Origin of the sequence: Pseudodesulfovibrio sp. lm2024, from assembly GCF_051175575.1 — a bacterium.
Classification (GTDB): Bacteria; Desulfobacterota; Desulfovibrionia; order Desulfovibrionales; family Desulfovibrionaceae; genus Pseudodesulfovibrio; species Pseudodesulfovibrio caledoniensis.
In genome coordinates, this window is sequence record NZ_CP195092.1 from 1763539 (window position 1) to 1785627 (window position 22089).

The following is a 22089-nucleotide window of genomic DNA, read 5'->3' on the forward strand; positions in this document are numbered from 1 at the left end:
GCTACACGATGACGTGCTTGCGGATGTAGCTGACCACCTCGTCCACGTCGTCGGTGACCTTGAACAATTCGAGGTCGCTTTCCTTACAGAAGCCGTTGGGGACCATCTGGTTCTTGAACCATTCGATGAGCCCGGACCAGAACTCGGTGCCGAAGAGGACGATGGGGAACGGCTTGATGCGGTGGGTCTGGATGAGCACCAGCGCCTCGGACAGCTCGTCCAGGGTGCCGTAGCCGCCGGGCAGGGCGACGTAGGCCAGGGCGTACTTGATGAACATGAGCTTGCGGATGAAGAAGTAGCGGAACTCGCTCTTTACATTCAGGAATTCGTTGTGCATCTGCTCCATGGGCAGGTGGATGTGCAGGCCGATGGATTCGCCGCCGTTTTCGAACGCGCCCTTGTTGCCCGCCTCCATAAGGCCGGGGCCGCCGCCGGTGATGACCGAAAATCCCGCCTCGGACAATGCCTTGGACAGCTCCACGGTCTTCTGGTAGAGCGGTTCGTCCTGCTGGACCCGGGCCGATCCGAACACGGACACGGCCGGTCCGATCTCGGACAGGTTCTCGAAACCGTCGACGATTTCGGACATGATCTTGAAGAGCCTCCAGGACTCGTGGATGGACAGATCGTCGATGAGATATTGCTTGGAACGATGAATCATTGCTTCTCCTGTGCGCACTCGGCAGAGGTTGCCTGGACACGGTTTATGGGGCATGTAGTCGGGGCGGCGGATGCAGGATCCCGCCGACTGCTTCATTACACTGATTTTGTTCCGTTCGGAAGGGGATTATATCCCGGCTTTCCACCGGAACCGCAACGCGAGGACAACGTATGAAAGTCACCTTCATGGGGGCGGCCCGCACCGTCAGCGGCTCCTGTTATATACTGGAATGCGGCGGGAAACGGTTCGCCGTGGACTGCGGCATGCACCAGGGCAACCGGGAGATCGAAAAGCGCAACTGGAACATCGACGCCTACGCCCCCAAGAAGCTGGATTTCATCCTGATCACCCACGCCCACATGGACCACACCGGGCTGCTGCCTGCCCTGGTGGCCAAGGGATACCGCAACCCCATCTACTGCACCGCGCCCACCCGCGACCTGCTGGAGATCATGCTCCTGGACTCGGCGCACATCCAGGAGATGGAGGCCGAGTGGGGCAACCGCAAGCAGCGCCGCACCGGCGGCGACATGATCAAGCCGCTGTACACCCTTGCCGACGCCGAGCGGACCTCGCCGCTGTTCGCGACCATCGAGTACTCCAAGACCTTCGAGCCCGTGCCGGGCCTCAAGGTGACCTACAAGGACGCCGGGCACATCCTCGGGTCGGCCTTCATCGAGATCGACTACGAGGAGGACGGCAAGCGGACCAAGGTGGTCTTCTCCGGCGACCTGGGCAGGCCCGAACAGCTCATCGTCAACGACCCCTCGGACATGGAGTGCGCGGACTACCTGTTCATGGAGTCCACCTACGGCAACCGCAACCACGTGGACGAGAAGGGCAGCCTGGACGAATTGGCCGAGGCCATCGCCTACAGCTACGGCAACCGCGAGAAAGTGGTCATCCCGGCCTTTGCGGTGGAGCGTTCGCAGCAGATCATCTATTCCCTGTTCCTGCTCAAGAAACAGGGCAAGCTGCCCGCCGACATGCCCATCTATCTGGACAGCCCGCTGGCCATCCGGGCCACGGAGATTTTCCGCAAGCACCCTGAATATTACGACAGTGAGACGCGGGAGTACATCCGCAACGGGGAGAATCCGCTGGATCTGCCCAATCTCCATTTCACCCAGACGCGCGAGCAGTCCCAGGCCATCAACGAGACCGAGGGCCCGGCCATCGTCATCTCGGCCAGCGGCATGGCCAACGCGGGCAGGGTCAAGCACCATCTCAAGCACAACCTGTGGCGTCCCGGGGCCAGCGTGGTCTTCGTGGGCTGGCAGGGCGTGGGCACGCCGGGCCGCAAGATCGTCAACGGGGCCGACAAGATCACCATTTTCGGCGAGGAGGTCCTGGTCAAGGCCAAGGTCTTCACCATCAACGGATTCTCCGGCCATGCCGGGCGCGACGAGCTCCTGGACTGGCTCGGGACCATGCAGGGCAAGCCGATCAAAATCATGCTCGTACACGGCGAGGCCGAGGTCCAGACAGAGTTCGCCAAGCTGATCACCGAGCGGTTCGGCTTCGAGGTGCATATCCCCGAGTACATGGAAGTCCTGGAGCTCGAACCGGGCAAGGAACTCACGCCCGTGGTGGACCTCGATGTGGCCCGGCCGCGCGTGGACTGGGAGTTCCTTCTGGCCGACTCCGAGACCCTGTACCAGGAGCTGCGCAACCGCATCCGGGACGTGGAGAAGCGCCCGTGGGTGGACCAGGCCGAGCTGCGCGACAAGCTGCTTGACATCAACCGCACCATTGTGGAGCTCGTCTCCGAGATGTAGCCGTGCGCATTGTCGGAGGCCAATACAAGGGGCGCAGGATACTGACCTGCGAAGGCCCCGGATACCGTCCAGCGACCATGAAGGTGCGCGAGTCCGTCTTCTCCATGCTCACGGCGCGGGGCGTGGATTTCCATGACGCGCGGGTTATCGACATGTTCGCGGGAAGCGGCTCGCTGGCCCTGGAGTGCCTCAGTCGGGGCGCGCCCACGGCCTGGTTCGTGGAGAAGAGCCCCAAGGCCGCCGCGCTCATCCGCCGCAATCTGACCGACCTGAAAGTGGATAAGTCCCGATACAGGGTGGTCTGCAAGGACCTTTTTAGTGTATTGTCCAAGGGCCCGGAAAGACCGTTCGACCTGGTCTTCATCGATCCGCCCTACGGCCGCGACCTGCTGGTCCCGGCCCTGACCAAGGCGCTTGAGAACGGCTGGATCGCGCGAGGCGCGCTGGTCCTGGCCGAGGTGGAGAGCGCGGTCGCCCCCCCGCAGGACGGGCCCGTGGGGGATATGGAATTGCTAACTGACCGGGAATACGGTCAAACCAGGATTTTACTATGGCGAAATTGAACCCCAGGCTGGCCGTTTACCCCGGCACGTTCGATCCTCTGACCATGGGCCATGTGAGTCTGACCCGCCGGGGGCTGAAGGTCTTTGACAACATCATCCTGGCCGTGGCCGAGAGCACGCCCAAGAAGACCCTGTTCACCGTGGGCGAGCGGGTGGCCCTGGCCCGGGACGTGTTCCGCGACGAGCCCAGGGTCACGGTGGCCTCCTTCGACTGCCTGCTCATCGACTACGTGGAGAGTCGGGGAGCCGGGGCGATCATGCGCGGCCTGCGCGCGGTCTCGGACTTCGAGTACGAGTTTCAGATGGCGCTCATGAACCGCAAGCTCAAGTGGGAGATCGAGACCGTCTTCATGATGACCGACTTCAAATGGATGTACTTGAGCTCCACCATCGTCAAGGAAGTGGCCCAGTACGGCGGCGACATCCGGGGGCTGGTCCCCGGTCCGGTGGCCACGGCCCTGTCCGTCAAGTACGGCGTCAAGCCCCAGGACTGGGGACACAACCACTACATCTGATGATTTCGCGGCCTCCCATAGTCTGCCTGCTCGGCCCGACCGGCACGGGCAAGACCGCGGCGGCCATCGCCATCGCGGGCCGCCTGCCCGCCAGCGTGATCAATTTCGACTCCCGCCAGGTCTACCGCGACTTCCCGGTCATCACGGCCCAGCCCGACGCCCAAGAGCGCGCCGCCTGCCCGCATCATCTCTACGGGTTCCTGCCCACGGAAGAGAAGATGACCGCGGCCCGGTTCGTGGAGCTGGCCGTGGACAAGATCGAGGAGGTGCGCGGGCAAGGACGGCTGCCCATCCTGGTGGGCGGCACCGGGCTCTATCTCCGCTCGCTGCTGTCCGGCATCGCCCCCATTCCCGAGATCCCCGAGGACGTCCGCAACAAGGTCCTGGAGCGTGTGGCAAAGGAAGGGCCCCAATCCCTGCACGCCGAGCTGGCGCAAACCGATCCGGACTACGCGGCCAAGATCCACCCCAACGATACCCAGCGCAACGCCCGTGCCGCCGAGGTCTACATGGCCACGGGCCGGACCATGACCTGGTGGCACACCGAGAGTGAGCACGCCCCGGCGCCGTACGACGCCCTCAAGGTGGGCATGCGCATCCGTCTGGCCGACCTTGAGCCGCACCTGGCCGCGCGCATCGACGTCATGCTCGAGCGCGGGGCCCTGGACGAGGCCCAGGCCGCCTTCAATCGCTGCCCGGACCCGGACGCGCCCGGCTGGACCGGCATCGGCTGCGCAGAGCTGCTCGGTTTCCTGCGCGGCGAGTTGACCATGGTAGAGGCCCGCGAGAAGTGGGTGAAGAACACCAGGGCGTACGCCAAGCGCCAGATCACCTGGTTCAACAAGGAAGAGGACATCCACTGGTTCGCGCCCGGCGAGAACGGGCCCATAGCGGACCTGACCGAAGGATGGCTCTCGGAGCGGGGCTGATCAGCTTCCGGCCAGAACGGCCAGTTGCGCCGGGGTCATGGACCAGTTCAGGGTCCCGGCGGGCTCGCCGGGTTCCAGGCTCAACTGCATGAGACCGCCGTTTTCCACGCGGACGTCCACCCCTTTTTTCGGCGACAGGATGGTCGAGGCCAGCAGGGCCAGGGAGGGCAGGTGACCGGTGATGAGGATGGAATCCAGCCCCACGTATTCGTTGATGAATCCGAGCGTTTCCGCAGTCGGGGTCATGGCCTTGACCGCATCCGTGATCACGATGCGCTCCACGGGGTAGCCGGTCGTCTCGGCCATGATTTCGGCGGTCTGGACGGAGCGGACCTTGGAGCTGGCAGCCACCAGTTCAAAGCGCAGGCCGAGGATGGCGGCGGCCCGGGCGGTTTTCTCCACCTGTTCGCGGCCCACCGGGCTCAGGGGCTGGTTCGGATTGACTTCCTTGGGCAGGCATGCGCCGTGCTGCATCAGATGGATAAGCATGTTTCGCTCCGGGGTTGTTGGCCGTATCCCGCTAGGCTACCACCGGACCCGCCGGGCGGCAAGCGGCTTGCGGAAATCCTTCAACCACGCTACATGGGTGAGGCCTTGGCCATCCCGGCCGTGCGAGGCCTTGAACACTTCAGGACAGTTATCAGATGTCGCTTCGAATATTTGTTCCCATCATATTGTCGCTTCTCGTTTTTTCTTCGCCCGCACAGGCCTTTGACGGGCTCGTGCAGACCCTCGGGAATGGCGGGACCATCGCCTGGGGCTCCGGCGAGCTGGCCGTGGTCCGGTCCATAGAGGGCGCGGCCACGGACGAATCCGACGCGGCCCTGTCGCCGCTGGCCGTTCGCAAGGCCGTGGTCCAGGCGCGCAAGCAGCTCCTGGACATGGTCCTGTCCGTGCGCATCGACGGCCATCAGACCGTGGGCGCGTTTCTTTCCGGGGACAGCGACCTTGCCGCCCAGGTGCGCGGGCTCATCCAGAACTCCCTGTACCGGGGGCCGGGCCTCTACGAGGAGGCGGGTACGGTCCGGGTGTCCGAGAAGCTTCGCGGGCAGCTGGCCGAGCTCATCCTGCCCAACACCATCCAGTTCCAGAGCACCATCCCGCCCAGGCTCTCCACGGCCACGGGGCAGGGTGTGGACATGCCGGACAACGCTCCCGAGGAAGTGGGCAGCGGCACGCGCGGCTATACCGGCGTCGTCATCGACGCGCGCGGCCTCAAGCTGACTCCGGCCCTGGCTCCGGTGATCTACGGGCAGGACGGATTCGGCGCATACGGGTATTTCCAGGTCGGCCGGACCAACGTGGCCGACAAGGGCATGGTCGCCTACGCCGTCAGCGACAACCCCAAGGTGCTGGCCGAACGGGTCGGCAACCGGCCGCTCATGGTCAAGGCCCTGAGCGCCTACGGCTCCTGGCGGACCGATGTGGTCATCGCCGCCTCCGACGCCCGGCTGGTCCGGGCCGTGGTCAAGACCGGTTCCATTGCGGACGGATGCCGGGTCGTCATCCTGGTGGATGCGCCGGAAAAGTCGCCCGAGAGCGCGGGCGCGGCCGTGAAGGCCGAGGGAGAGAGCGATGCGTAAGTATATATTTCTGCTGACCATTACCTGCTGCCTGCTGGCCGCATTGCCCGCCCTGGCCGGTCAGGTCCAGGTCTTCGAGCCCATGGCCGAAGGCATGTCCCAGCGCGACCTGCGCGACAAGGCGCGCGCCCAGGGATTCGCCCAGGCCGTGCTCGACGAGGCCCGGACCATGCTCGCGGACAAGCTCCCCGAGGCGCGCACCGCGCTGCTCAAGGAGTACCTCCTCGGCCATGCCGAGCCGTTCATCCAGGGCTACAAGGTCGTCTCCTTCCAGGACTTCCCCGAGGGAATGAGCCTGACCATGGACGTTCGGGTGGACCGCAGAACCCTGCGCGACAGCCTTACCGGCATGGGGCTCTTTGCCACCCTGGCCCAGGCCCAGCCCGCCACCGTGGTCTGGCCCGGCGATCTCACCGACGAGGAACTGCAGGCCCTGCATCATCTCATCAACCTGACCGGCATCGCGCCCACCGAGGGCGGTTCCCCGGTCTTCACCCTGGAGCGCGGCAGCGACAAGGGCACCTGGAAGTGCCACCTGTCCTACGACGGCCAGGAGTGGCTGGCCATCAACGGTGACATGGCCACGGCCTGGTTCACCCTCTGGCCGAGGTATTTCGACCGGCCCACGGCCCAGGCCGCCCAGACCGGCGGCGAGTCCCTGACCGTGACCGGCTGGTTCTCGCCCGACGGGGTGCTGGAGTTCGATCGCGTGCTGCACGGCTGGGACGGCGCGGTCCAGAACGCCCAACTGGTGTCCATGGACATGCAGCCCACCGGGACCGGAGCCACCTGGACCGTGTCCGTGATCAACCGCGCCCGGCTGGAGATGCTGCTCAACGCCTTCCTGCCCCAGCGCGGCCTGAGCTTCCATCTGGCCGCCGAGAACAGGGACTAAACCGGCGGGGAGGGGACCGTGTCGCGCGACGCCATATGGACCGTTCCCAATATCCTGACCATTGTCCGCATCCTGCTGACGCCGCTCTTTGTCGTGGCCTACGTGGGCGAGAACTTCAATCTCGCCTGGATACTCTTTCTCGTGGCCGGACTGACCGACGCCTTTGACGGCTTCCTGGCCCGGGTCTGGGACCAGCGCACCCAGCTCGGGGCCGTGCTCGATCCCCTGGCCGACAAGGCTCTGTTGGTCACGTCCTTCATCTGTCTGGCCGCCAAGGGCTGGATCCCGTTCTGGTTCGCCGTGCTCGTGGTCAGCCGCGACCTGATCATCGTCGGCGGCCTGGCCGTGCTCAACTTCCTCGGCGTGGACGTCAAGAACCGCATCCGGCCCATCTGGATCAGCAAGTTCAACACCGCCGCCCAGATCGTCCTCGTGGTCGCGGTCATGATCCACCGCACCTTCGCCCTGGATTACGGCTACCTGCTCGGCACCCTGGTCGCCATAACCGCCCTGTCCACCATCCTGTCCGGCATTGCCTACGTTCGCAGAGGCTTTGAGCTCTTCTCCGAAGAAGTCGAAGGGTAGGGGAGAAGAATGCCTCTCTCCTTCCCCCCTGGACCCCCCAACCCCTCTCTCTCTCTCCCAAACTTTTTGTTTGCGCTTTCGCGCGGTTGGAGGGGGAAGGCAGGGCAGCCACTTTTGAGGAGTGGGGATTGTGGAGGTAGATTGTTAAAGTGGAAGATGAAGAATCAGGGTGAGCGCAATGACCGCGAAGCGGCGCTAAAAAGTTTTGGAGATTCTTAAGAACCTTTCTCAAAAAGGTTCTTAAGCGGGTCCAGGGCAGCGCCCTGGCCGCCGGAGGCGCACACACAAAAAAGACCCGGTCGCAGTGGCAACCGGGTCTGAAGGGTCTCTGGATTGGAAGGCTGGCGGTTAGCTGTCCTTTTTCTCGTCGTCGGAGGGGGAGGATTTGGGGGTCACGTCGATTTCGTCAGGCTCGCTGGTGGCCTTCTTGAAATTGCTGATGGCCTTGCCGATGCCGCCGCCGATTTCCGGGAGCTTTTTAGCGCCGAAAATGACCAATACAATCAAGAGAATGATCAAGAGTTCCCAAACGCCGAATCCGCCAAACATATATAGCCTCCAATTGCGTGAATGACTTCACGATTATTTGTGTTAGAGGCTATACACCCGCCACCATGCCCAGTCAAGGACGGGGGATCATTTGCGTGGAGCGGCCCCGGTCCGAATCCGGCCCGGAAAAGGGCGGTTTGACTTTACAATTGAATGTTCGGGCCTTACATCTGTCCCATCGGCACTGGACGATCGGCCGGAGGAGGTTCGGTCGTTCCGCACGCAATGAACAAAAGGTAGGAATGGGTAAAATTTCCCGGTTGCCCGGCACGGACTGCAGGCACCATATCAACGGCCGCTGCCTGTACGAGGAGTGGCTCAATCCCGGATACACGAAGTCATGGCGCTGCCAGGTCACGGCCCGGTGGGAGTCTTCCTTTGACGACTTTTTGCGCCGCGCCGAGTATTTCGGCGTGGCGGAGGACGCGGTCCCGGACCTCTGGGGCCGCCAGTTCCAGCGTATGGCCCGGGACACGTTCCACTGCGGGATGTATACGTACAGGCAGGGCGCGTCCGCACCCGGCTGCGGCCACCATCTGGACGGGGTCTGCGTCATGGGGCTGCCCCGATGCCACGGGCGTTGCCGCCATTTCGGCCCGGCTACCGACGAATAGAACAAGGAGACCGAGCATGCTGCTGGCTTTTCCCTACATGCACCCCGAGCTGTGGTCCGGCGAGGACCTGGACGGACTGACCTTTTTCGATCCCGGCCTGGCCGTCGAGCCGGACCCGCACGCCTTTCGTCCCGAAGGGCTGCCGCTCGATCCGAAGACGGCCGGGGCGTTGATCAACGACTGCATCCGCTTCGGCGAGCAGTTCAAGGACCCGGGCGAGATGGCCTATTTCGGGGCCGTTACCGCCGACGATTTCTACGAGGGATCGTCCATGTCCATCCAGGCCCAGCTGTCGCGCCAGTTCGACGACGGCCAGGGGACCAAGCAGGAGCGCGAGACCCGCGAGGCCGCGTCCAAGGCGCAGTTCGTGCTGCTTCTGGCCTGGGCCTTCGAGGAGCGCATCCTGGAGCTGGCCGGTCTGGAAGAGGGCATCCGCGACGGCTGGGACGCCATGGACCGGACCATCGGCGTGGACGAGGAGGACAGCCTGGGCGAGCGCGAGACCGCCTTGGGCGAGACCCTCAGCCACACCGGGGGCACGTCCGACGGCCAGGAGGTTCAGCTGCCCTGGCAGCGCGTCATCGAGGCCCTGCCTGCGTTTGTGCCCGAGGACACGGTCCTGGTCTGCGCCGAGCCCGAGATATTCGAGGTCTGGGAAGAGTTCGGCATCGCCTTCGAGGAAGGGGAGGACGGCCTTTTGCGCGCCACGGCCCCGGCCTGGAAGTTCGGCTGCCGCCGCCGGGAGCCCCAGGGCATGCCCGCGGCCCTGAAACGACTGACCGTCGCAATTCTGAAGTAACCCCCGGAGAGGATACATGGCGATCGCCAACCCGTTGATGAATCCCCGTCTTGTCGAGGGCCTCAAGACCATCGTTTTCGACAACGACGGGGTACTGATCGATTCCTACGAGGCCAACATGGTCTATTACGGCACCATCCGCGAGAAGCTGGGCATGCCGCCCATGAACGACGCGGAGCGCTATTTCGTGCACTCGCGCACCCATGACGAGGCCGTGCGCCATATCGTGCCCGAGGACAGGCTGAAAGAGGCCTTCGCCATAGGCTCGACCATGAGCCAGGCGGACCTGGCGCCGTACTTCAAGCGTTCGGACGGCATCCGCGAGTTTCTGTGGTGGCTGCGCGGGGCCGGGTTCAACCTGGCCGTGAACACCAGCCGGGGCGAGTCCATGAGCCTGGTGCTCAAGCTCACGGACCTGGAGGGATTCTTCCACCCGATCGTCACCTCCCGCGTGGTCAGCCAGCCCAAGCCGCACCCCGAGGGGCTGTACCGGATCATGCGCACCCACGGCGTGCGCCCGGACGAGGTGGCCTACATCGGGGATTCCATCGTGGACCAGCGCGCGGCGCGGGCCGCCGGAGTGCGTTTCTGGGCCTATCGCGACCCCGCTCTGGAGTCCGATCTGTTCATCGAGGATTTCTGGGACATCCGGGCGGCCATGCAGCGCTGCTACAAAGGGTGTGCTCCAGCGTTTTAGGACTTGATTCTTGCATTCCTGTATGCGAAATTACCAACATTGATACTAATCTCCAGTGTAATGCACTGGGCTTTTTGGAGGTTTTATGGAATTTTTGGGCTCGTTAGTCCATGCGGCGGCCTTCGTCATCAGCGCCGTTCTTGAAATATATTTTTGGATTGTCATTGTTTCCGCATTACTTTCTTGGGTAAATCCAGACCCTTATAACCCCATTGTCCGTTTCTTGCGCGGCGTCACGGAGCCTGTCTTCTACAAGATCCGTAGCTGGATTCCTTTCGCCGTGGTCGGCGGTTTCGATTTGTCGCCGATCGTTGTCCTGCTCGCTATTCAGGTTTGCAAAATCGTAGTGGTCGCGAATTTAGAGAGATTGGCATTCTCCATGTCTACAGGCATGCCCATGTAGCCCTTTGACCAAGGAGGACCGAGGTGACCGTTTCCAAGATCGATTTGCTCAACAAGCAGTTTTCGCGCGGCCTGCTCGGCTACTCGCGCATGGAGGTCGACCAGTTCATGCTCGAACTGGCCGAAGTTCTGGGCGACGCGGCCGATGTGCAGAAGGGCATGCGCAAGAAGATCAAGCGGTTGGAGAGCGCCCTCAAGGAGTACCGTCGGCGCGACGAGACCCTGCGGGACACCCTCATGTCCACCCAGAAGATGGTCGACGACCTCAAGGTCGCGGCCGGGCGCGAGGCGCAGCTCATCCTGGACGAGGCGCGGGCCAAGGCGGACGACACCGTGCGCAAGGGCCACAACCGGCTCGCCCAGATCCATGAGGAGATCGAATCCCTGAAGCGGTCCCGCACCCAGTTCGAGGTCCAGCTCAAGGGCATGCTCAACGCGCATCTGGAGATGCTCGAACGCAGCGACCCCGAGCGGGAGAAGGTCGAGGAGATCGAGTCCAAGCTCAAGTACCTCAAGAAGGTCGAGTAGGGGGCGCGTATTTCACGGCCGGTGTTCGTCTCAAAGCGGGAGTCGGGGTGGTCCCTCGACGTCTGGGCCCAGCCGGGCGCCAGGAAGGACGAAGTCGCCGGCGAGTACCAGGGGTGTCTGAAGGTTCGCCTCAGGGCACCGGCGGTGGACAACAAGGCCAACAAGGGGTTGGTCGCGTACATCGCCCGGTTGTTGCGGTTGAAAAAAAGCCAGGTGGAAATCACCTCCGGACATACCAGCCGGAAGAAGAACCTGGCACTTAATACAGCGGGAGAGCCGGACTGGGGAAGTCTTCTTTCAGGCATGTCACCGCGTTAACCTGTAAAAAGGAGAAGCACATGGAAGCCAAGGACCTTGAACTCATCGAGAAGTACGGGGCCGAAGATACGCAACTCAAGGCTCTGTGGGATCAACATATCAATTACGAGAAAATGCTGGATAAGCTCGAGTCCAAGTCCTACCTTTCTCCCACGGAGATGCAGGAGATGAAGGAACTCAAGAAGAAGAAGCTGGCGGGGAAGACGACCCTGTCTTCGCTGCTCGAAAAATACCGCCAATTGGAGGCATAGCAAATGAAGTTGACCGGGGCCCAGATTCTGCTCAAGTGTCTGGAAGAGGAAGGTGTTGATGTCATGTTCGGTTTCCCCGGGGGAGCCGTGATTGACATATATGACGAGATACCCAAGTCGTCCGTGGAGCATATCCTGGTGCGCCACGAACAGGGCGCCATTCATGCCGCCGACGGTTATGCCCGGGCCACTGGCCGGGTAGGGGTATGCCTAGTCACCTCCGGCCCCGGTGCCACCAATACCGTAACCGGGATCGCCACGGCCTACGCCGACTCCATTCCGGTCGTCATTTTCACCGGTCAGGTACCCCGGGCCCTGATCGGCAATGACGCCTTCCAGGAAGTGGACATCGTCGGGATCACCCGGCCCTGCACCAAGCACAACTACCTGGTCCAGGACATCAACGACCTGGCCAAGACGGTCAAGCAGGCCTTCTACCTGGCCCGTTCCGGGCGTCCCGGCCCGGTCCTGGTGGACCTGCCCAAGGACATCCAGCAGCAGGTGGCCGAGTTCAGTTATCCCGAAGAAGTGTCCATGCGCAGCTACAAGCCGACCAAGAAGCCGCACATCGGCCAGATCCGCAAGGTGGTCAAGCTCCTCAAGAAGGCCAAGCGGCCGCTGATCTACTCCGGCGGCGGGGTGATCACCTCCGGTTCCCACGAGGAGTTGACCTGGCTCGGGCAGAAGCTGCACATCCCGGTGACCTCCACCCTCATGGGGCTGGGCGCGTTTCCGGGCGACGACGAGCTGTTCCTGGGCATGCTCGGCATGCACGGCACCTACGCCGCCAACATGGCGGTGAACAACTGCGACCTGCTCCTGGCCGTGGGTGCGCGGTTCGACGACCGCGTGACCGGCAAGGTGGACACCTTCGCCCCCAACGCGACCATCGTGCACATCGACGTGGACCCGACCTCCATCCAGAAGAACGTTTCGGTCCAGGTGCCCCTGGTGGCTGACTGCAAGCCCGCCCTGGCCGCGCTCAAGGCCGAGACCGAGTCCACGCTGGGCGAATACGACTGGGGAGCCGACCACAAGGAGTGGGTGGACAAGGTCCAGGGCTGGGCCAAGGAGCATCCGCTGACCTACAAGGACGACTCCGAGGGCATCAAGCCGCAGTACGTGGTCGAGAAGATTTACGAGATCACCAAGGGCGACGCGATCATCGCCACCGAGGTCGGCCAGAACCAGATGTGGGCCGCCCAGTTCTACAAGTACAAACGGCCGAACACGCTGCTGACCTCCGGGGGGTTGGGCACCATGGGCTACGGCTTCCCGGCCGCCATGGGCGCGCAGCGCGCCTTCCCGGACAAGCTGGTCATCGACATCGCGGGCGACGGCTCCATCCAGATGTGCATCCAGGAGATGATGACCGTGGTCTGCAACAAGCTGCCGGTCAAGATCGTCATCCTGAACAACGGCTATCTCGGCATGGTCCGGCAGTGGCAGGAGCTCTTCTACGAGAAGAACTACTGCGCCACCTGCATGGACGCCCAGCCCGACTTCGTCAAACTGGCCGAGGCCTACGGGGCCGCCGGTTTCCGGGTGACCGAGAAGAAGGACGTTGAGAAGACCCTGCGCGAAGCCTTCAAGGTGGACAAGCCGGTCATCGTCGACATTCGCGTGGAAAAGGAAGAAAACGTCTATCCCATGGTCCCGGCCGGAGCGTCGCTGACCGAGATGCTGTTGGTTTAGGAGGCCGTGATGAGCAAGCACACTCTTTCCGTGATGGTTGAAAACGAACCGGGCGTCCTGTCCCGCGTGGCCGGGCTCTTCTCCGGCCGCGGCTTCAACATCTATTCGCTGAACGTGGCCCCGACCCTGGAGAAGGGCGTCTCCCTCATGACCATCGTGGCCGAGGGCGACGACGCCATCGTCGAGCAGATCGTCAAGCAGCTGCGCAAGCTGGTACCCACCATTAAGGTCAAGGATCTCACCGAACTGAAGTCCGTTGAACGCGAAATGGTCCTGCTCAAGGTCAATGCCGAGGATTCAAAACGCGCGGAGATCCTGCGTATTGTTGACATCTTCAGGTGCAAGGTTGTAGACGTGAGCGTCGACGAGCTGACCATTGAGGTTACAGGCGACCAGGGCAAGATCGGCGCCATCGTCAATCTGCTCACCCGCTTCGGCATCAAGGAAGTCGCACGCACCGGCAACGTGGCCATGCGCCGCTCCATGCAGATCGACCTATAATTTGCAATCAGGCGACTCACCGGGCCAGGAGTTTTCTCCTCGCCCGGCTTTTTCGCATGTTTATATAATTCAAGCCGTTGTGTCCCAAGTGGGGCAAACAATATCGAGGAGAAACTCCCATGAAAGTGTATTACGAGAAAGATGCGGACCTGAGCCTTTTGAAGGACAAGACCGTGGCCGTGGTCGGCTACGGCAGCCAGGGCCATGCCCATGCGCAGAACCTGCGTGATTCGGGCGTCAACGTCATCGTGGCCCAGCGCCCCGGTGGCCCCAACTACGACCTGGCCAAGGAGCACGGCTTCGAGCCCATGTCCGTCGCCGATGCCGCCAAGCAGGCCGACATGATCATGATCCTGCTGCCCGACCAGTACCAGGCCGCAGTCTTCAAGAACGAAATTCTCCCGTACCTCGAAGAAGGCAACATCATCGCCTTCGGTCACGGCTTCAACGTCCATTTCCAGCAGATCACCCCGCCCGCGGGCGTGGACTGCGTCATGATCGCCCCCAAGGGCCCCGGTCATCTGGTGCGCCGCACCTTCACCGAGGGCGGCGGCGTGCCCTGCCTGGTGGCCGTGGCCGCCGATGCTTCCGGCAAGGCCACCGACATCGCCCTGGCCTATGCCAAGGGTATCGGCGGCGCTCGCTCCGGCGTGATCAAGACCACCTTCCGGGAAGAGACCGAGACCGACCTGTTCGGTGAGCAGGCCGTGCTCTGCGGCGGCCTGACCGCCCTGTGCAAGGCCGGTTTCGACACCCTGGTCGAGGCCGGTTACCAGCCCGAGATGGCCTACTTCGAGTGCCTGCACGAGCTCAAGCTGATCATCGACCTCATGTACGAGGGCGGCATGTCCATGATGCGCTACTCCATCTCCGAGACCGCCGAGTACGGCGACTACGTCACCGGCCCCCGCATCATCACCGATGAGACCCGCGAGGAAATGCGCCGTGTGCTCAAGGAGATCCAGGACGGCACCTTCGCCCGCAACTTCATCCTGGACAACCAGGCCGGGCAGGTCGGTCTGAAGACCATGCGCCGCATCGGCGCCGAGGCGCAGATCGAGGAAGTCGGCGCTCGCCTGCGCAAGATGATGAGCTGGCTCCAGAAGTAAGCTCGTCTCCCAATGGCTATTCAAAGGCGGTCCCGATCGGGGCCGCCTTTTTTGTGGTTTTTCATAGAAGAAGGGGGATGCCGCTTCGCGGCGGATTACAGGTGATTTCGCCTCCGGCGGGCAAGGGTTCGCACCCTTGCATCCCATGTTGCGCCTGCGGCGCGGCTTTATATGTATTTCCGGGCCGTTGGCGTGTTGGAGGAGATGGGGTGTTCGAGGGGCATTTACATACGTTTTTGTAGGTCGAAAACCGAGGGTGAAATTGTCACATTTTTACCCTCTTTTTTCTCTTGACCCATGGGTCAAAGATGAATAGTCCTCGCTCTCCAAAATCGAATTCGAGGGTGAGATAATGACTTTGGATGTCCTATTTCTCGGCTTGGCCATCTATTTCTTGGAGGTGATGGCCCTGACCATCGGCACTGTGCGGACCATCGTGACCATGCTCGGCGAGTCTCGCGCGGCCTTTCTTCTCGGCTGCCTGGAGATGACTCTGTGGGTTTTCGGGACCTCGGCGGTCATGACCAAGGTGGGCGACGCGCCCGTGCTCGGCCTGTTCTACGCCGTGGGCTTCGCCACGGGCAACGTGGTCGGTATCCTGGCCGAGAAGAAGCTGGCCCTGGGCAACGTGGTGGTGCGCATCATCAGCGCCTGGAAGGGCGGCGAGATCGCCGACGCCGTGCGCCGTGCCGGGTTCATGATCACCACCGTGGCCGGAGAGGGCTCCGAGGGCGCGGTCACGGTTCAGTTCGTGGTCTGCAAGCGCAAGGACATGAAGCTCGTACTGAGCGAGGCCCGGCGGGTCGATCCCGACCTGTTCTACACCTTCGAGACTGCGGGCGGCGCCAGCGAGGTGCCCAGCCCGTCCGAAAGCCGCATGGACAAGGTCCTGCGGCCCATCAGGCGGCTCGTCCCGCAAATCTGATCGTATTTTCCTGTCGGTTGCAGGGACTAGCGGGCGTTGGCCATGTCGCCGTGATGGCGGTGCAGGGCCGCGCCCAGCGCGCCCATGTGGTCGGGGTTGTCCGGGACCAGGATGTCCCGGCCGATCTCTCCGCCCACGCTCTTGGCCAGCAGGTCGAGCACGCACGGGTTGTTGGCCACGCCGCCGGTGAAGACCAGGGGGAAGTTCAGCCCCACCCGGCGGAGCATGTTGGCCGTGCGCTTGACGATGGCCTTGTGCAGCCCCAGCGCTATGGCCTCGGGCCGCTCGCCGCGCGCCATGAGCGAGGTGGCCTCGGTCTCGGCGAAGACCGTGCAGATGGAGCTGATCTCGGGCGGGTTTTCGCCCTTCATGGCGTAGGGCCCGAAGTCCTCAACCGGGATTTGGAAGACCCCGGCCGTGTATTCCAGGAATTTGCCCGTCCCGGCCGCACAGCGGTCGTTCATCTCGAATTTCAGGACCCGTCCGCCCGCCAGGGACATGGCCTTGGTGTCCTGTCCGCCGATATCGAGCACCGTGCGCGCCTCGGGGAAGAGGTGCGCAGCGCCCAATGCGTGGGCCTTGATCTCGGTGATGGTCGAGCACTCGCAGTCCAGGCCAAGCCGCTGGATGAGATTGCGCCCGTAGCCGGTCCCGACCAAGGAGGCGGGGCGCAATCCATCCAGCAGTTTGAAACACTGGGAAACGGGATCGAAGGTGGTGGGGAGCTTTTTCGCCTCCGCCACCACGCCGTCGATCAGGGTGACCAGCTCGATGGAGCGGGACCCTATGTCCAGGCCCGCGATCATGCAAGGGTCTCCACAAAGGCCTCGATGCGCGTCTTGAGCTGCTCCACGTCCTCCATGGAGTAGTCGGTCTCGATGGACAGCATGGGGATGCCTTCCACCTGCAGCGCCTTGTCCACCTTCATGGACTCATGGGTGTACGGCTGGCAGAAGAGCAGGCTGTAGTGGATCACGCCGTCGGCCTTGAGGTCCTTGGCCAGGCTGGTGATGTTGTCCAGCCGCTCCTGGTTGGGGGTGAAGCAGGCGCAGTCGATCTTCATGTAGCGGTCGGCGATGGCGTCGATCATCGCTTCCAGGGTATCGCCCGATTCATCCACCAGATCCCGCGAGTTGCGGGTGCCGATACACGATTCCTCGCCCACGATGACCGCGCCGGAGCTCTCCACCACGTAGGGCAGCTTCCAGTTGGGCACGGCCATGGGACAGCCAGAGAGCATCAGCCGGGGGGTGTTCGCCGGAGCCACGCCGTCGCCCTTGTCGATGCGCGCTTCCAGTTCGTCGCACAACTCGTTGATCTTGGCCGTGAACCGGACCGGGTCGTCGTAGAAGCTGATCTGGTTGACCAGCAGGGCGTCGCGGCCGGAAATGGGAGCCGGGGAGGCGGCTCGCAGGCGGGTCAGCCGCTGCAGGGCGCGGCGCTTGCCGTTGATGATCTTGATGCCTTCCTTCAGCTTCTCGGCGGTGATGGTCACGCCGGTCAGCTCCTCCACGGCCTTCATGTAGCGCATGACCTCGGACTTCCACAGGTCGCGGGCGGCCTCGGACTTGGTCTGGGGCACTTCCATGACGTAGGTGGGCGCGATCTCGTTGAACGCTTCGTAGGCCTTCTTCTTGCCGTCGCAGGTCGTCTCGCCCACGATCATGTCCGAGGACTCGATGTACGGGCAGAGCTTGGCCATCTTGAAACCGATGAAGGACTTGATCAGGGCGCAGGTGTTGCGCGGCACGAGCTGTTCGGCCAGCTCGCTGCCCGCCTCGGCCCCGGCGCACAGCCCGACGTGGATGGCGTCGGCGGCCAGGGTGATCTCCTCGGGCACGAATACGCAGAAGGTGCCCACGACCTTGCGGCCCTGGGCCTTGGCGTCCTGCAGCTCCTTGATGCGCAGGCCGTGCACTTCGGACAGAACGAAGTCGAGGTATTCAGCGCCCTTGAGCCGGTTCTCCTGGGACAGGTAGATGTCCCCGTAAAATTTGCCGAGCACCTCGAGCAGGCCGTCGTGCGCCTCGAGGTCCATATTCAGTTTTTCCCACATTTCATGATGCGTGCTTTCGGACATTCCGTTCTCCCCAGGATAGGACGTTTTGATTGGATCAGCTTTGATATCGATTTGAGCAATAACAATCCAGTCCGTTTTTCTATTTTTAAAACCCTGGCCGCGACAGGAAAACGCACTCTTCAACGATTCGACACTTTTTTTCATTGAAGGAAATATGGAGCGCGGAGACATAACTTCCTGTTTTGGTGTACCAAATTTGGATGACATAAATGTAGGCAAATCATCCGGGCGGGGCTTGGAAAACATATTGTGACGATATTTTGATGGGTTGAGACTGGTTTGGTGTCAAATCATGGTGTTGTTGTGAAAGTGTTGTGGCCCGTCCGGGAGTCCCCTAGGAGATATTTATGTCTATGTGAGCATAATAGAGCGAGGATGACCGAGACCGTTTGTTCGTTTGATTCCGTGCAGCCCGGATACGCTCCTTGCGGAGACGTGCCGGGTGCCGTTCCCCGGCCCGGAGGCGGTCCACGGCCGGCGGGCGGACAAGGTTGAGACCCGCCGCGCTCACGGGGAGGTAGACCATGCTGGATGCGAGATCGACAAAGAACGCCTGCGCCAAGCGACGCAACCCCACCATGCGGATGCACCTGTGGTTCGAGACCGAGGAGGGCGTTCTGTTCGGCCTGGGTCGTTTGCAGTTGCTGAAATCCGTGGAGGAGCATGGTTCGCTCAAGGCGGCGGCCGAGGCCTTGGGCATGTCCTACCGGGGCGCCTGGGGCAAGATCAAGACCACCGAGGAACTTATCGGCCGCAAGCTCATCGAGCGGGCTTCCAACCGGCGCGCCGGGTACCATTTGACCGCCTTCGGTAAATCCATCGCCCAGTGCTACGACAAGTGGTATCAGGAGGTCGAGGCCTTCGCACTCTCCAAGAGCCAAGAATTCTTACCTTTTTCACTTGACCAATATAAATGAGCGGAATCCTGCGCCTTCCAATGTGCTAATAATAACACATTGAATTAATTGAATTAAATGCTATCGTTGCTGGGCCTGGGCATTTCGCCCGGGACAGCAACAGCCGGGCCATGGCCATGGTCCGGCACATAGCAAGGAGGCCATTGGTATGAAACTCGACCGCCGAAGCTTCATGAAGCTCGCAGGCTCCGGAGCGGCGTGTCTCACCCTCGGGCAACTCGGAGTCAGTCTGACTCCGATCAAGGCCTACGCGGCGGAGCTCAAGATCTCCGGCGCCAAAGAGGTTGTGACGGTCTGTCCGTTCTGCTCGGTGAGCTGCCACATCATCGGGTACGTCAAGGACGGCAAGCTCGTGAACACCGAGGGCGACCCGGACTACCCCATCAACGAAGGCTCGCTGTGCGCCAAGGGCGCGGCCATGTTTACCATGACCACCAGCCATCACCGGCTGCAGAAGCCCATGTACCGCGCTCCCTACAGCGACAAGTGGGAAGAGAAGAGCTGGGACTGGATGCTGGACCGCATCGCGCGGCGCATCAAGGACACCCGCGACAAGGACATCATCCTCAAGGATGACAAGGGGAAAACCGTCAACCGTCTCGAATCCATGTTCCTGCTGGGCACCTCCCACGCGGGCAACGAGGAATGTGCCATCGCCCATCAGGCGATGCGCGGCCTGGGTGTCGTCCACATGGACCACCAGGCGCGTATCTGACACAGCGCCACAGTTGCGGCTCTGGGAGAGTCGTTCGGACGCGGTGCGATGACCAACCACTGGGTCGACATTAAGAATGCCGACTCCATCCTTATCATGGGCAGCAATGCTGCCGAACATCATCCGATTTCGTTCAAATGGGTGTTGCAGGCCAAGGACAAGGGAGCCACGGTAATGCACGTGGACCCGAAGTTCTCGCGCACCTCGGCGCGCTCGGATTTCCATGTCCCCCTGCGGTCCGGCACGGACATCGCCTTCCTGGGAGGCATGATCAAGTACATCGTCGACAATGAGAAGTACTTCCACGAATACGTGGCCCAGTACACCAACGCCGCGCTCGTCGTGGGCAAGGATTACGGCTTCAAGGACGGTATCTTCACCGGCTACGACGCCAAGACCCGCTCCTACGACAAGAGCAAGTGGGGCTTCGAGATGGATGCGAACGGCGTTCCCGTGCGCGATCCCAGCCTGAAGAACCCCCGTTGCGTGTTCCAGCTTCTCAAGGAGCACTATTCCCGCTACGACCTGGACACCGTTTCGACCACGACCGGCGTGTCCAAGGAAAACCTGCTCAAGGTGTACGAGACCTTCGCGGCCACGGGCAGGGCGGACAAGGCCGGGACCGTCATGTACGCGCTCGGCTGGACCCAGCACACCGTGGGCGTGCAGAACATCCGTTCCGCGGCCATCATCCAGCTGTTGCTGGGCAACATCGGCGTGGCCGGCGGCGGCATCAACGCCCTGCGCGGCGAGCCCAACGTCCAGGGGTCCACGGACCACACCCTGCTGTACCACATCATCCCTGGTTACATGGCCATGCCGCACAACGGCTGGCAGACCTACGACGAGTACATCAAGGCCAACACCCCGGTCAGCAACGACCCTATGTCCGCCAACTGGTGGCAGCACAAGCCCAAGTACTTCGCCAGCCTGCTCAAGGCCTGGTACGGCGATCACGCCACCAGGGAAAACGGCTTCTGCTACGAACTGCTTCCGAAGATCGAAAAGGGCGAGGACTATTCCTACATGTTCCTCTTCGACCGGATGTACCAGGGCAAGATACGGGGCGGCATCATCATCGGCCTGAACCCTATGAACTCCGTGCCCAACTCCAACAAGGTCCGCAAGGCCCTGGACAATCTGGAGTGGCTGGTCACGTCCGAGCTGCATCACTCGGAGACCACCGACAACTGGCACCGGCCCGGCGTTGATCCCAAAAAGATCAAGACCGAGGTCTTCCTCCTGCCTTCGGCCCACCGGCTGGAGAAGGAGGGCTCGGTGACCAACTCCGGTCGCTGGCTGCTCTGGCACTACAAGGCCGTGGAGCCCGCCTTCGAGGCGCGTCCCTTCGGCGACATGTTCTGCGGGTTCATGAAGCGCGTCCAGGCCCTGTACGCAAAGGAGGGCGGCAAGCTGCCCGAGGCGGTCACCTGGCTTGACTACCCCGATGCCTATGACCCGGACGACCTGTGCGCCCGCATCAACGGCCGCTTCACCAGGGACACCCAGGTCAAGGACAAGCTGTACAAGAAGGGCCAGCAGGTGCCTTCCTTCACCGCGCTCAAGGATGACGGCTCGACCATGAGCCTGAACTGGCTCTACGCGGGCAGCTACACCGAAGAGGACGGCAACAAATGCAAGCGCCGGTCCACCAAGCAGACCGAGATGCAGGCCAACATCGGCCTGTTCCCGAACTGGTCCTGGTGCTGGCCGGTCAACCGCCGCATCCTCTACAACCGCGCCTCGGTCGACCTGAACGGCAAGCCGTACAATCCGGCCAAGGCCGTCATCGAGTGGAAGGACGGCAAGTGGATCGGCGACGTGCCCGACGGCGGCTGGCCGCCCATGGCCACCGGCAAGGGCAAGTACCCGTTCATCATGTCCAAGCACGGTTTCGGCCAGATATTCGGCCCCGGCCGACAGGACGGCCCGTTCTCCGAACACTACGAGCCGGTGGAAACCCCGGTGGATTCGAACAAGTTCTCCAAGCAGCTCAACAGCCCGGTGTACAAGTTCGTATCCTCCAACATGGACAAACTGGCCAAGCCCGCCGATCCCAAGTATCCGATCGTGCTGACCACCTACAGCCTGACCGAACACTGGTGCGGCGGCGGCGAGACCCGGAACATCCCGAACCTGCTCGAGGCCGAGCCTCAGCAGTACGTCGAGATGAGCCCGGAACTGGCTCAGGAGAAGGGCATCAAGAACGGGGACGGCGTGATCATCGAATCCGCCCGCGGCAGGGTCGAGGCGATCGCCATGGTCACGGTCCGCATGCGCCCGCTCAAGGTGCACGGACGCATCATCCATGAAATCGGCATGCCGTTCTGCTTCGGCTGGACGACTCCGGGAACCGGCGACGCCACCAACAGGCTGACGCCTTCGGTGGGCGACCCGAACACCACCATTCCCGAGTACAAAGCCTGTTGCGTGAACGTTCGCAAGGCCGACAAGCTCACCGAGCTGGCAACCTAAGGAGA

At 62.4% G+C, this 22089-nt stretch carries 25 protein-coding genes; 20 read left to right on the top strand and 5 right to left on the bottom strand.

Annotation, left to right across the window (positions count from 1 at the left end; all coding sequences use genetic code 11):
* Window position 1: 1 nt before the first annotated feature.
* The gene (locus tag ACR42D_RS08110) at window positions 2-661 is read right to left on the bottom strand and encodes an LOG family protein (RefSeq protein WP_484566314.1); all 660 of its coding nucleotides are present in this window, start codon (window positions 659-661) and stop codon (window positions 2-4) included.
* A 170-nt stretch (window positions 662-831) separates the two neighbouring features.
* Between ACR42D_RS08110 and ACR42D_RS08115 the strand changes: the two genes are divergently transcribed.
* Genes ACR42D_RS08115 through miaA form a run of 4 tightly spaced genes read left to right on the top strand, consistent with a single transcriptional unit; the run spans window position 832 to window position 4446 of the window.
* Complete coding sequence (locus tag ACR42D_RS08115; RefSeq protein ID WP_484566315.1) at window positions 832-2439, top strand: MBL fold metallo-hydrolase RNA specificity domain-containing protein; 1608 nt, start codon at window positions 832-834, stop codon at window positions 2437-2439.
* Between the two features lie 2 nt (window positions 2440-2441).
* Window positions 2442-3002: a 16S rRNA (guanine(966)-N(2))-methyltransferase RsmD gene (rsmD, locus tag ACR42D_RS08120; protein ID WP_484566316.1), complete on the top strand. Its 561-nt coding sequence runs from the start codon at window positions 2442-2444 to the stop codon at window positions 3000-3002.
* Window positions 2990-3517: a pantetheine-phosphate adenylyltransferase gene (gene coaD, locus ACR42D_RS08125; protein WP_484566317.1), complete on the top strand. Its 528-nt coding sequence runs from the start codon at window positions 2990-2992 to the stop codon at window positions 3515-3517. The genes rsmD and coaD overlap by 13 nt, the downstream gene beginning before the upstream one ends.
* Window positions 3517-4446: a tRNA (adenosine(37)-N6)-dimethylallyltransferase MiaA gene (gene miaA, locus ACR42D_RS08130; protein ID WP_484566318.1), complete on the top strand. Its 930-nt coding sequence runs from the start codon at window positions 3517-3519 to the stop codon at window positions 4444-4446. The genes coaD and miaA overlap by 1 nt, the downstream gene beginning before the upstream one ends.
* Here miaA and ACR42D_RS08135 read toward each other — a convergent pair whose 3' ends face one another.
* The gene (locus ACR42D_RS08135) at window positions 4447-4935 is read right to left on the bottom strand and encodes a SixA phosphatase family protein (protein WP_484566319.1); all 489 of its coding nucleotides are present in this window, start codon (window positions 4933-4935) and stop codon (window positions 4447-4449) included. It lies immediately after the preceding gene.
* Window positions 4936-5090: 155 nt separating this feature from the next.
* Here ACR42D_RS08135 and ACR42D_RS08140 point away from each other — a divergent pair, with 155 nt between their 5' ends.
* The 3 genes from ACR42D_RS08140 to pgsA are packed head-to-tail and all read left to right on the top strand — an operon-like array spanning window position 5091 to window position 7509.
* Entirely contained in the window at window positions 5091-6029 is a 939-nt protein-coding gene (locus ACR42D_RS08140) for a hypothetical protein (RefSeq protein WP_484566320.1), read from the top strand.
* Window positions 6022-6924 carry a hypothetical protein gene (locus ACR42D_RS08145; protein WP_484566321.1) on the top strand — a complete coding sequence of 301 codons (903 nt, stop codon included), beginning with the start codon at window positions 6022-6024 and terminating at the stop codon, window positions 6922-6924. Before ACR42D_RS08140 ends, ACR42D_RS08145 begins: the two co-directional genes overlap by 8 nt.
* 18 nt (window positions 6925-6942) lie before the next feature.
* Window positions 6943-7509: a CDP-diacylglycerol--glycerol-3-phosphate 3-phosphatidyltransferase gene (pgsA, locus tag ACR42D_RS08150; protein WP_484566322.1), complete on the top strand. Its 567-nt coding sequence runs from the start codon at window positions 6943-6945 to the stop codon at window positions 7507-7509.
* Between the two features lie 348 nt (window positions 7510-7857).
* On the opposite strand, the gene ACR42D_RS08155 is transcribed toward pgsA, so the two are convergent.
* Window positions 7858-8058 carry a twin-arginine translocase TatA/TatE family subunit gene (locus ACR42D_RS08155; protein ID WP_371384984.1) on the bottom strand — a complete coding sequence of 67 codons (201 nt, stop codon included), beginning with the start codon at window positions 8056-8058 and terminating at the stop codon, window positions 7858-7860.
* A 242-nt stretch (window positions 8059-8300) separates the two neighbouring features.
* Here ACR42D_RS08155 and ACR42D_RS08160 point away from each other — a divergent pair, with 242 nt between their 5' ends.
* The 11 genes from ACR42D_RS08160 (at window position 8301) to ACR42D_RS08210 (ending at window position 15897) form a co-directional block, all read left to right on the top strand.
* Entirely contained in the window at window positions 8301-8672 is a 372-nt protein-coding gene (locus ACR42D_RS08160; protein WP_484566323.1) for a hypothetical protein, read from the top strand.
* 16 nt (window positions 8673-8688) lie between these two features.
* The gene (locus ACR42D_RS08165) at window positions 8689-9471 is read left to right on the top strand and encodes a hypothetical protein (protein WP_484566324.1); all 783 of its coding nucleotides are present in this window, start codon (window positions 8689-8691) and stop codon (window positions 9469-9471) included.
* Window positions 9472-9487: 16 nt separating this feature from the next.
* On the top strand, window positions 9488-10168 hold the full coding sequence (locus tag ACR42D_RS08170; RefSeq protein WP_484566325.1) for an HAD family hydrolase: 681 nt from the start codon (window positions 9488-9490) through the stop codon (window positions 10166-10168).
* An 85-nt stretch (window positions 10169-10253) separates the two neighbouring features.
* Window positions 10254-10571 (top strand): YggT family protein, encoded by a 318-nt coding sequence (locus ACR42D_RS08175; protein WP_371384988.1) that lies wholly within the window; start codon window positions 10254-10256, stop codon window positions 10569-10571.
* A 23-nt stretch (window positions 10572-10594) separates the two neighbouring features.
* Window positions 10595-11098, top strand: a complete 504-nt coding sequence (locus ACR42D_RS08180) for a DivIVA domain-containing protein (protein ID WP_484566326.1) — start codon at window positions 10595-10597, stop codon at window positions 11096-11098.
* A gap of 21 nt (window positions 11099-11119) precedes the next feature.
* Window positions 11120-11416: a DUF167 domain-containing protein gene (locus ACR42D_RS08185; RefSeq protein WP_484566327.1), complete on the top strand. Its 297-nt coding sequence runs from the start codon at window positions 11120-11122 to the stop codon at window positions 11414-11416.
* A gap of 20 nt (window positions 11417-11436) precedes the next feature.
* Entirely contained in the window at window positions 11437-11667 is a 231-nt protein-coding gene (locus ACR42D_RS08190) for a DUF465 domain-containing protein (RefSeq protein ID WP_484566328.1), read from the top strand.
* Between the two features lie 3 nt (window positions 11668-11670).
* Window positions 11671-13362: a biosynthetic-type acetolactate synthase large subunit gene (gene ilvB / locus ACR42D_RS08195; protein WP_484566329.1), complete on the top strand. Its 1692-nt coding sequence runs from the start codon at window positions 11671-11673 to the stop codon at window positions 13360-13362.
* Between the two features lie 9 nt (window positions 13363-13371).
* Window positions 13372-13863: an acetolactate synthase small subunit gene (gene ilvN / locus ACR42D_RS08200; RefSeq protein WP_319584637.1), complete on the top strand. Its 492-nt coding sequence runs from the start codon at window positions 13372-13374 to the stop codon at window positions 13861-13863.
* Between the two features lie 119 nt (window positions 13864-13982).
* Window positions 13983-14972, top strand: coding sequence for a ketol-acid reductoisomerase (gene ilvC, locus ACR42D_RS08205; RefSeq protein WP_484566330.1), 990 nt, complete (start codon window positions 13983-13985; stop codon window positions 14970-14972).
* Between the two features lie 352 nt (window positions 14973-15324).
* Window positions 15325-15897, top strand: a complete 573-nt coding sequence (locus tag ACR42D_RS08210) for a DUF2179 domain-containing protein (protein ID WP_484566331.1) — start codon at window positions 15325-15327, stop codon at window positions 15895-15897.
* Window positions 15898-15923: 26 nt separating this feature from the next.
* Here the strand turns inward: ACR42D_RS08210 and ACR42D_RS08215 are convergent, their stop codons facing one another.
* Window positions 15924-16703: an acyl-CoA dehydratase activase gene (locus tag ACR42D_RS08215; RefSeq protein WP_484566332.1), complete on the bottom strand. Its 780-nt coding sequence runs from the start codon at window positions 16701-16703 to the stop codon at window positions 15924-15926.
* Window positions 16700-17977 (bottom strand): double-cubane-cluster-containing anaerobic reductase, encoded by a 1278-nt coding sequence (locus ACR42D_RS08220; protein ID WP_484566333.1) that lies wholly within the window; start codon window positions 17975-17977, stop codon window positions 16700-16702. The genes ACR42D_RS08215 and ACR42D_RS08220 overlap by 4 nt, the downstream gene beginning before the upstream one ends.
* 524 nt (window positions 17978-18501) lie before the next feature.
* Here ACR42D_RS08220 and ACR42D_RS08225 point away from each other — a divergent pair.
* Together ACR42D_RS08225 and fdnG are read left to right on the top strand one after the other, a co-directional pair.
* A complete protein-coding gene (locus ACR42D_RS08225; RefSeq protein WP_484566334.1) occupies window positions 18502-18894 on the top strand; it encodes a winged helix-turn-helix domain-containing protein in 393 nt (130 codons plus the stop codon).
* 148 nt (window positions 18895-19042) lie between these two features.
* Window positions 19043-22084 carry a formate dehydrogenase-N subunit alpha gene (gene fdnG / locus ACR42D_RS08230; RefSeq protein ID WP_484566335.1) on the top strand — a complete coding sequence of 1014 codons (3042 nt, stop codon included), beginning with the start codon at window positions 19043-19045 and terminating at the stop codon, window positions 22082-22084.
* Window positions 22085-22089 lie beyond the last annotated feature (5 nt).

What these genes read in the sequence shown, in the direction of transcription:
- coaD (WP_484566317.1), top strand. Translation starts at nt 2,990, where the DNA reads ATGGCGAAATTGAACCCCAGGCTGGCCGTTTACCCCGGCACGTTCGAT.
- ilvB (WP_484566329.1), top strand. Translation starts at nt 11,671, where the DNA reads ATGAAGTTGACCGGGGCCCAGATTCTGCTCAAGTGTCTGGAAGAGGAA.
- ACR42D_RS08190 (WP_484566328.1), top strand. Translation starts at nt 11,437, where the DNA reads ATGGAAGCCAAGGACCTTGAACTCATCGAGAAGTACGGGGCCGAAGAT.
- ACR42D_RS08175 (WP_371384988.1), top strand. Translation starts at nt 10,254, where the DNA reads ATGGAATTTTTGGGCTCGTTAGTCCATGCGGCGGCCTTCGTCATCAGC.
- ACR42D_RS08170 (WP_484566325.1), top strand. Translation starts at nt 9,488, where the DNA reads ATGGCGATCGCCAACCCGTTGATGAATCCCCGTCTTGTCGAGGGCCTC.
- ACR42D_RS08135 (WP_484566319.1), bottom strand. Translation starts at nt 4,935, where the DNA reads ATGCTTATCCATCTGATGCAGCACGGCGCATGCCTGCCCAAGGAAGTC.
- ACR42D_RS08110 (WP_484566314.1), bottom strand. Translation starts at nt 661, where the DNA reads ATGATTCATCGTTCCAAGCAATATCTCATCGACGATCTGTCCATCCAC.
- ACR42D_RS08210 (WP_484566331.1), top strand. Translation starts at nt 15,325, where the DNA reads ATGACTTTGGATGTCCTATTTCTCGGCTTGGCCATCTATTTCTTGGAG.
- ACR42D_RS08145 (WP_484566321.1), top strand. Translation starts at nt 6,022, where the DNA reads ATGCGTAAGTATATATTTCTGCTGACCATTACCTGCTGCCTGCTGGCC.
- ilvN (WP_319584637.1), top strand. Translation starts at nt 13,372, where the DNA reads ATGAGCAAGCACACTCTTTCCGTGATGGTTGAAAACGAACCGGGCGTC.
- ACR42D_RS08225 (WP_484566334.1), top strand. Translation starts at nt 18,502, where the DNA reads ATGCTGGATGCGAGATCGACAAAGAACGCCTGCGCCAAGCGACGCAAC.
- ACR42D_RS08155 (WP_371384984.1), bottom strand. Translation starts at nt 8,058, where the DNA reads ATGTTTGGCGGATTCGGCGTTTGGGAACTCTTGATCATTCTCTTGATT.
- ACR42D_RS08140 (WP_484566320.1), top strand. Translation starts at nt 5,091, where the DNA reads ATGTCGCTTCGAATATTTGTTCCCATCATATTGTCGCTTCTCGTTTTT.
- ACR42D_RS08220 (WP_484566333.1), bottom strand. Translation starts at nt 17,977, where the DNA reads ATGTCCGAAAGCACGCATCATGAAATGTGGGAAAAACTGAATATGGAC.
- ACR42D_RS08165 (WP_484566324.1), top strand. Translation starts at nt 8,689, where the DNA reads ATGCTGCTGGCTTTTCCCTACATGCACCCCGAGCTGTGGTCCGGCGAG.
- ACR42D_RS08160 (WP_484566323.1), top strand. Translation starts at nt 8,301, where the DNA reads ATGGGTAAAATTTCCCGGTTGCCCGGCACGGACTGCAGGCACCATATC.
- ACR42D_RS08215 (WP_484566332.1), bottom strand. Translation starts at nt 16,703, where the DNA reads ATGATCGCGGGCCTGGACATAGGGTCCCGCTCCATCGAGCTGGTCACC.
- ACR42D_RS08115 (WP_484566315.1), top strand. Translation starts at nt 832, where the DNA reads ATGAAAGTCACCTTCATGGGGGCGGCCCGCACCGTCAGCGGCTCCTGT.
- miaA (WP_484566318.1), top strand. Translation starts at nt 3,517, where the DNA reads ATGATTTCGCGGCCTCCCATAGTCTGCCTGCTCGGCCCGACCGGCACG.
- ilvC (WP_484566330.1), top strand. Translation starts at nt 13,983, where the DNA reads ATGAAAGTGTATTACGAGAAAGATGCGGACCTGAGCCTTTTGAAGGAC.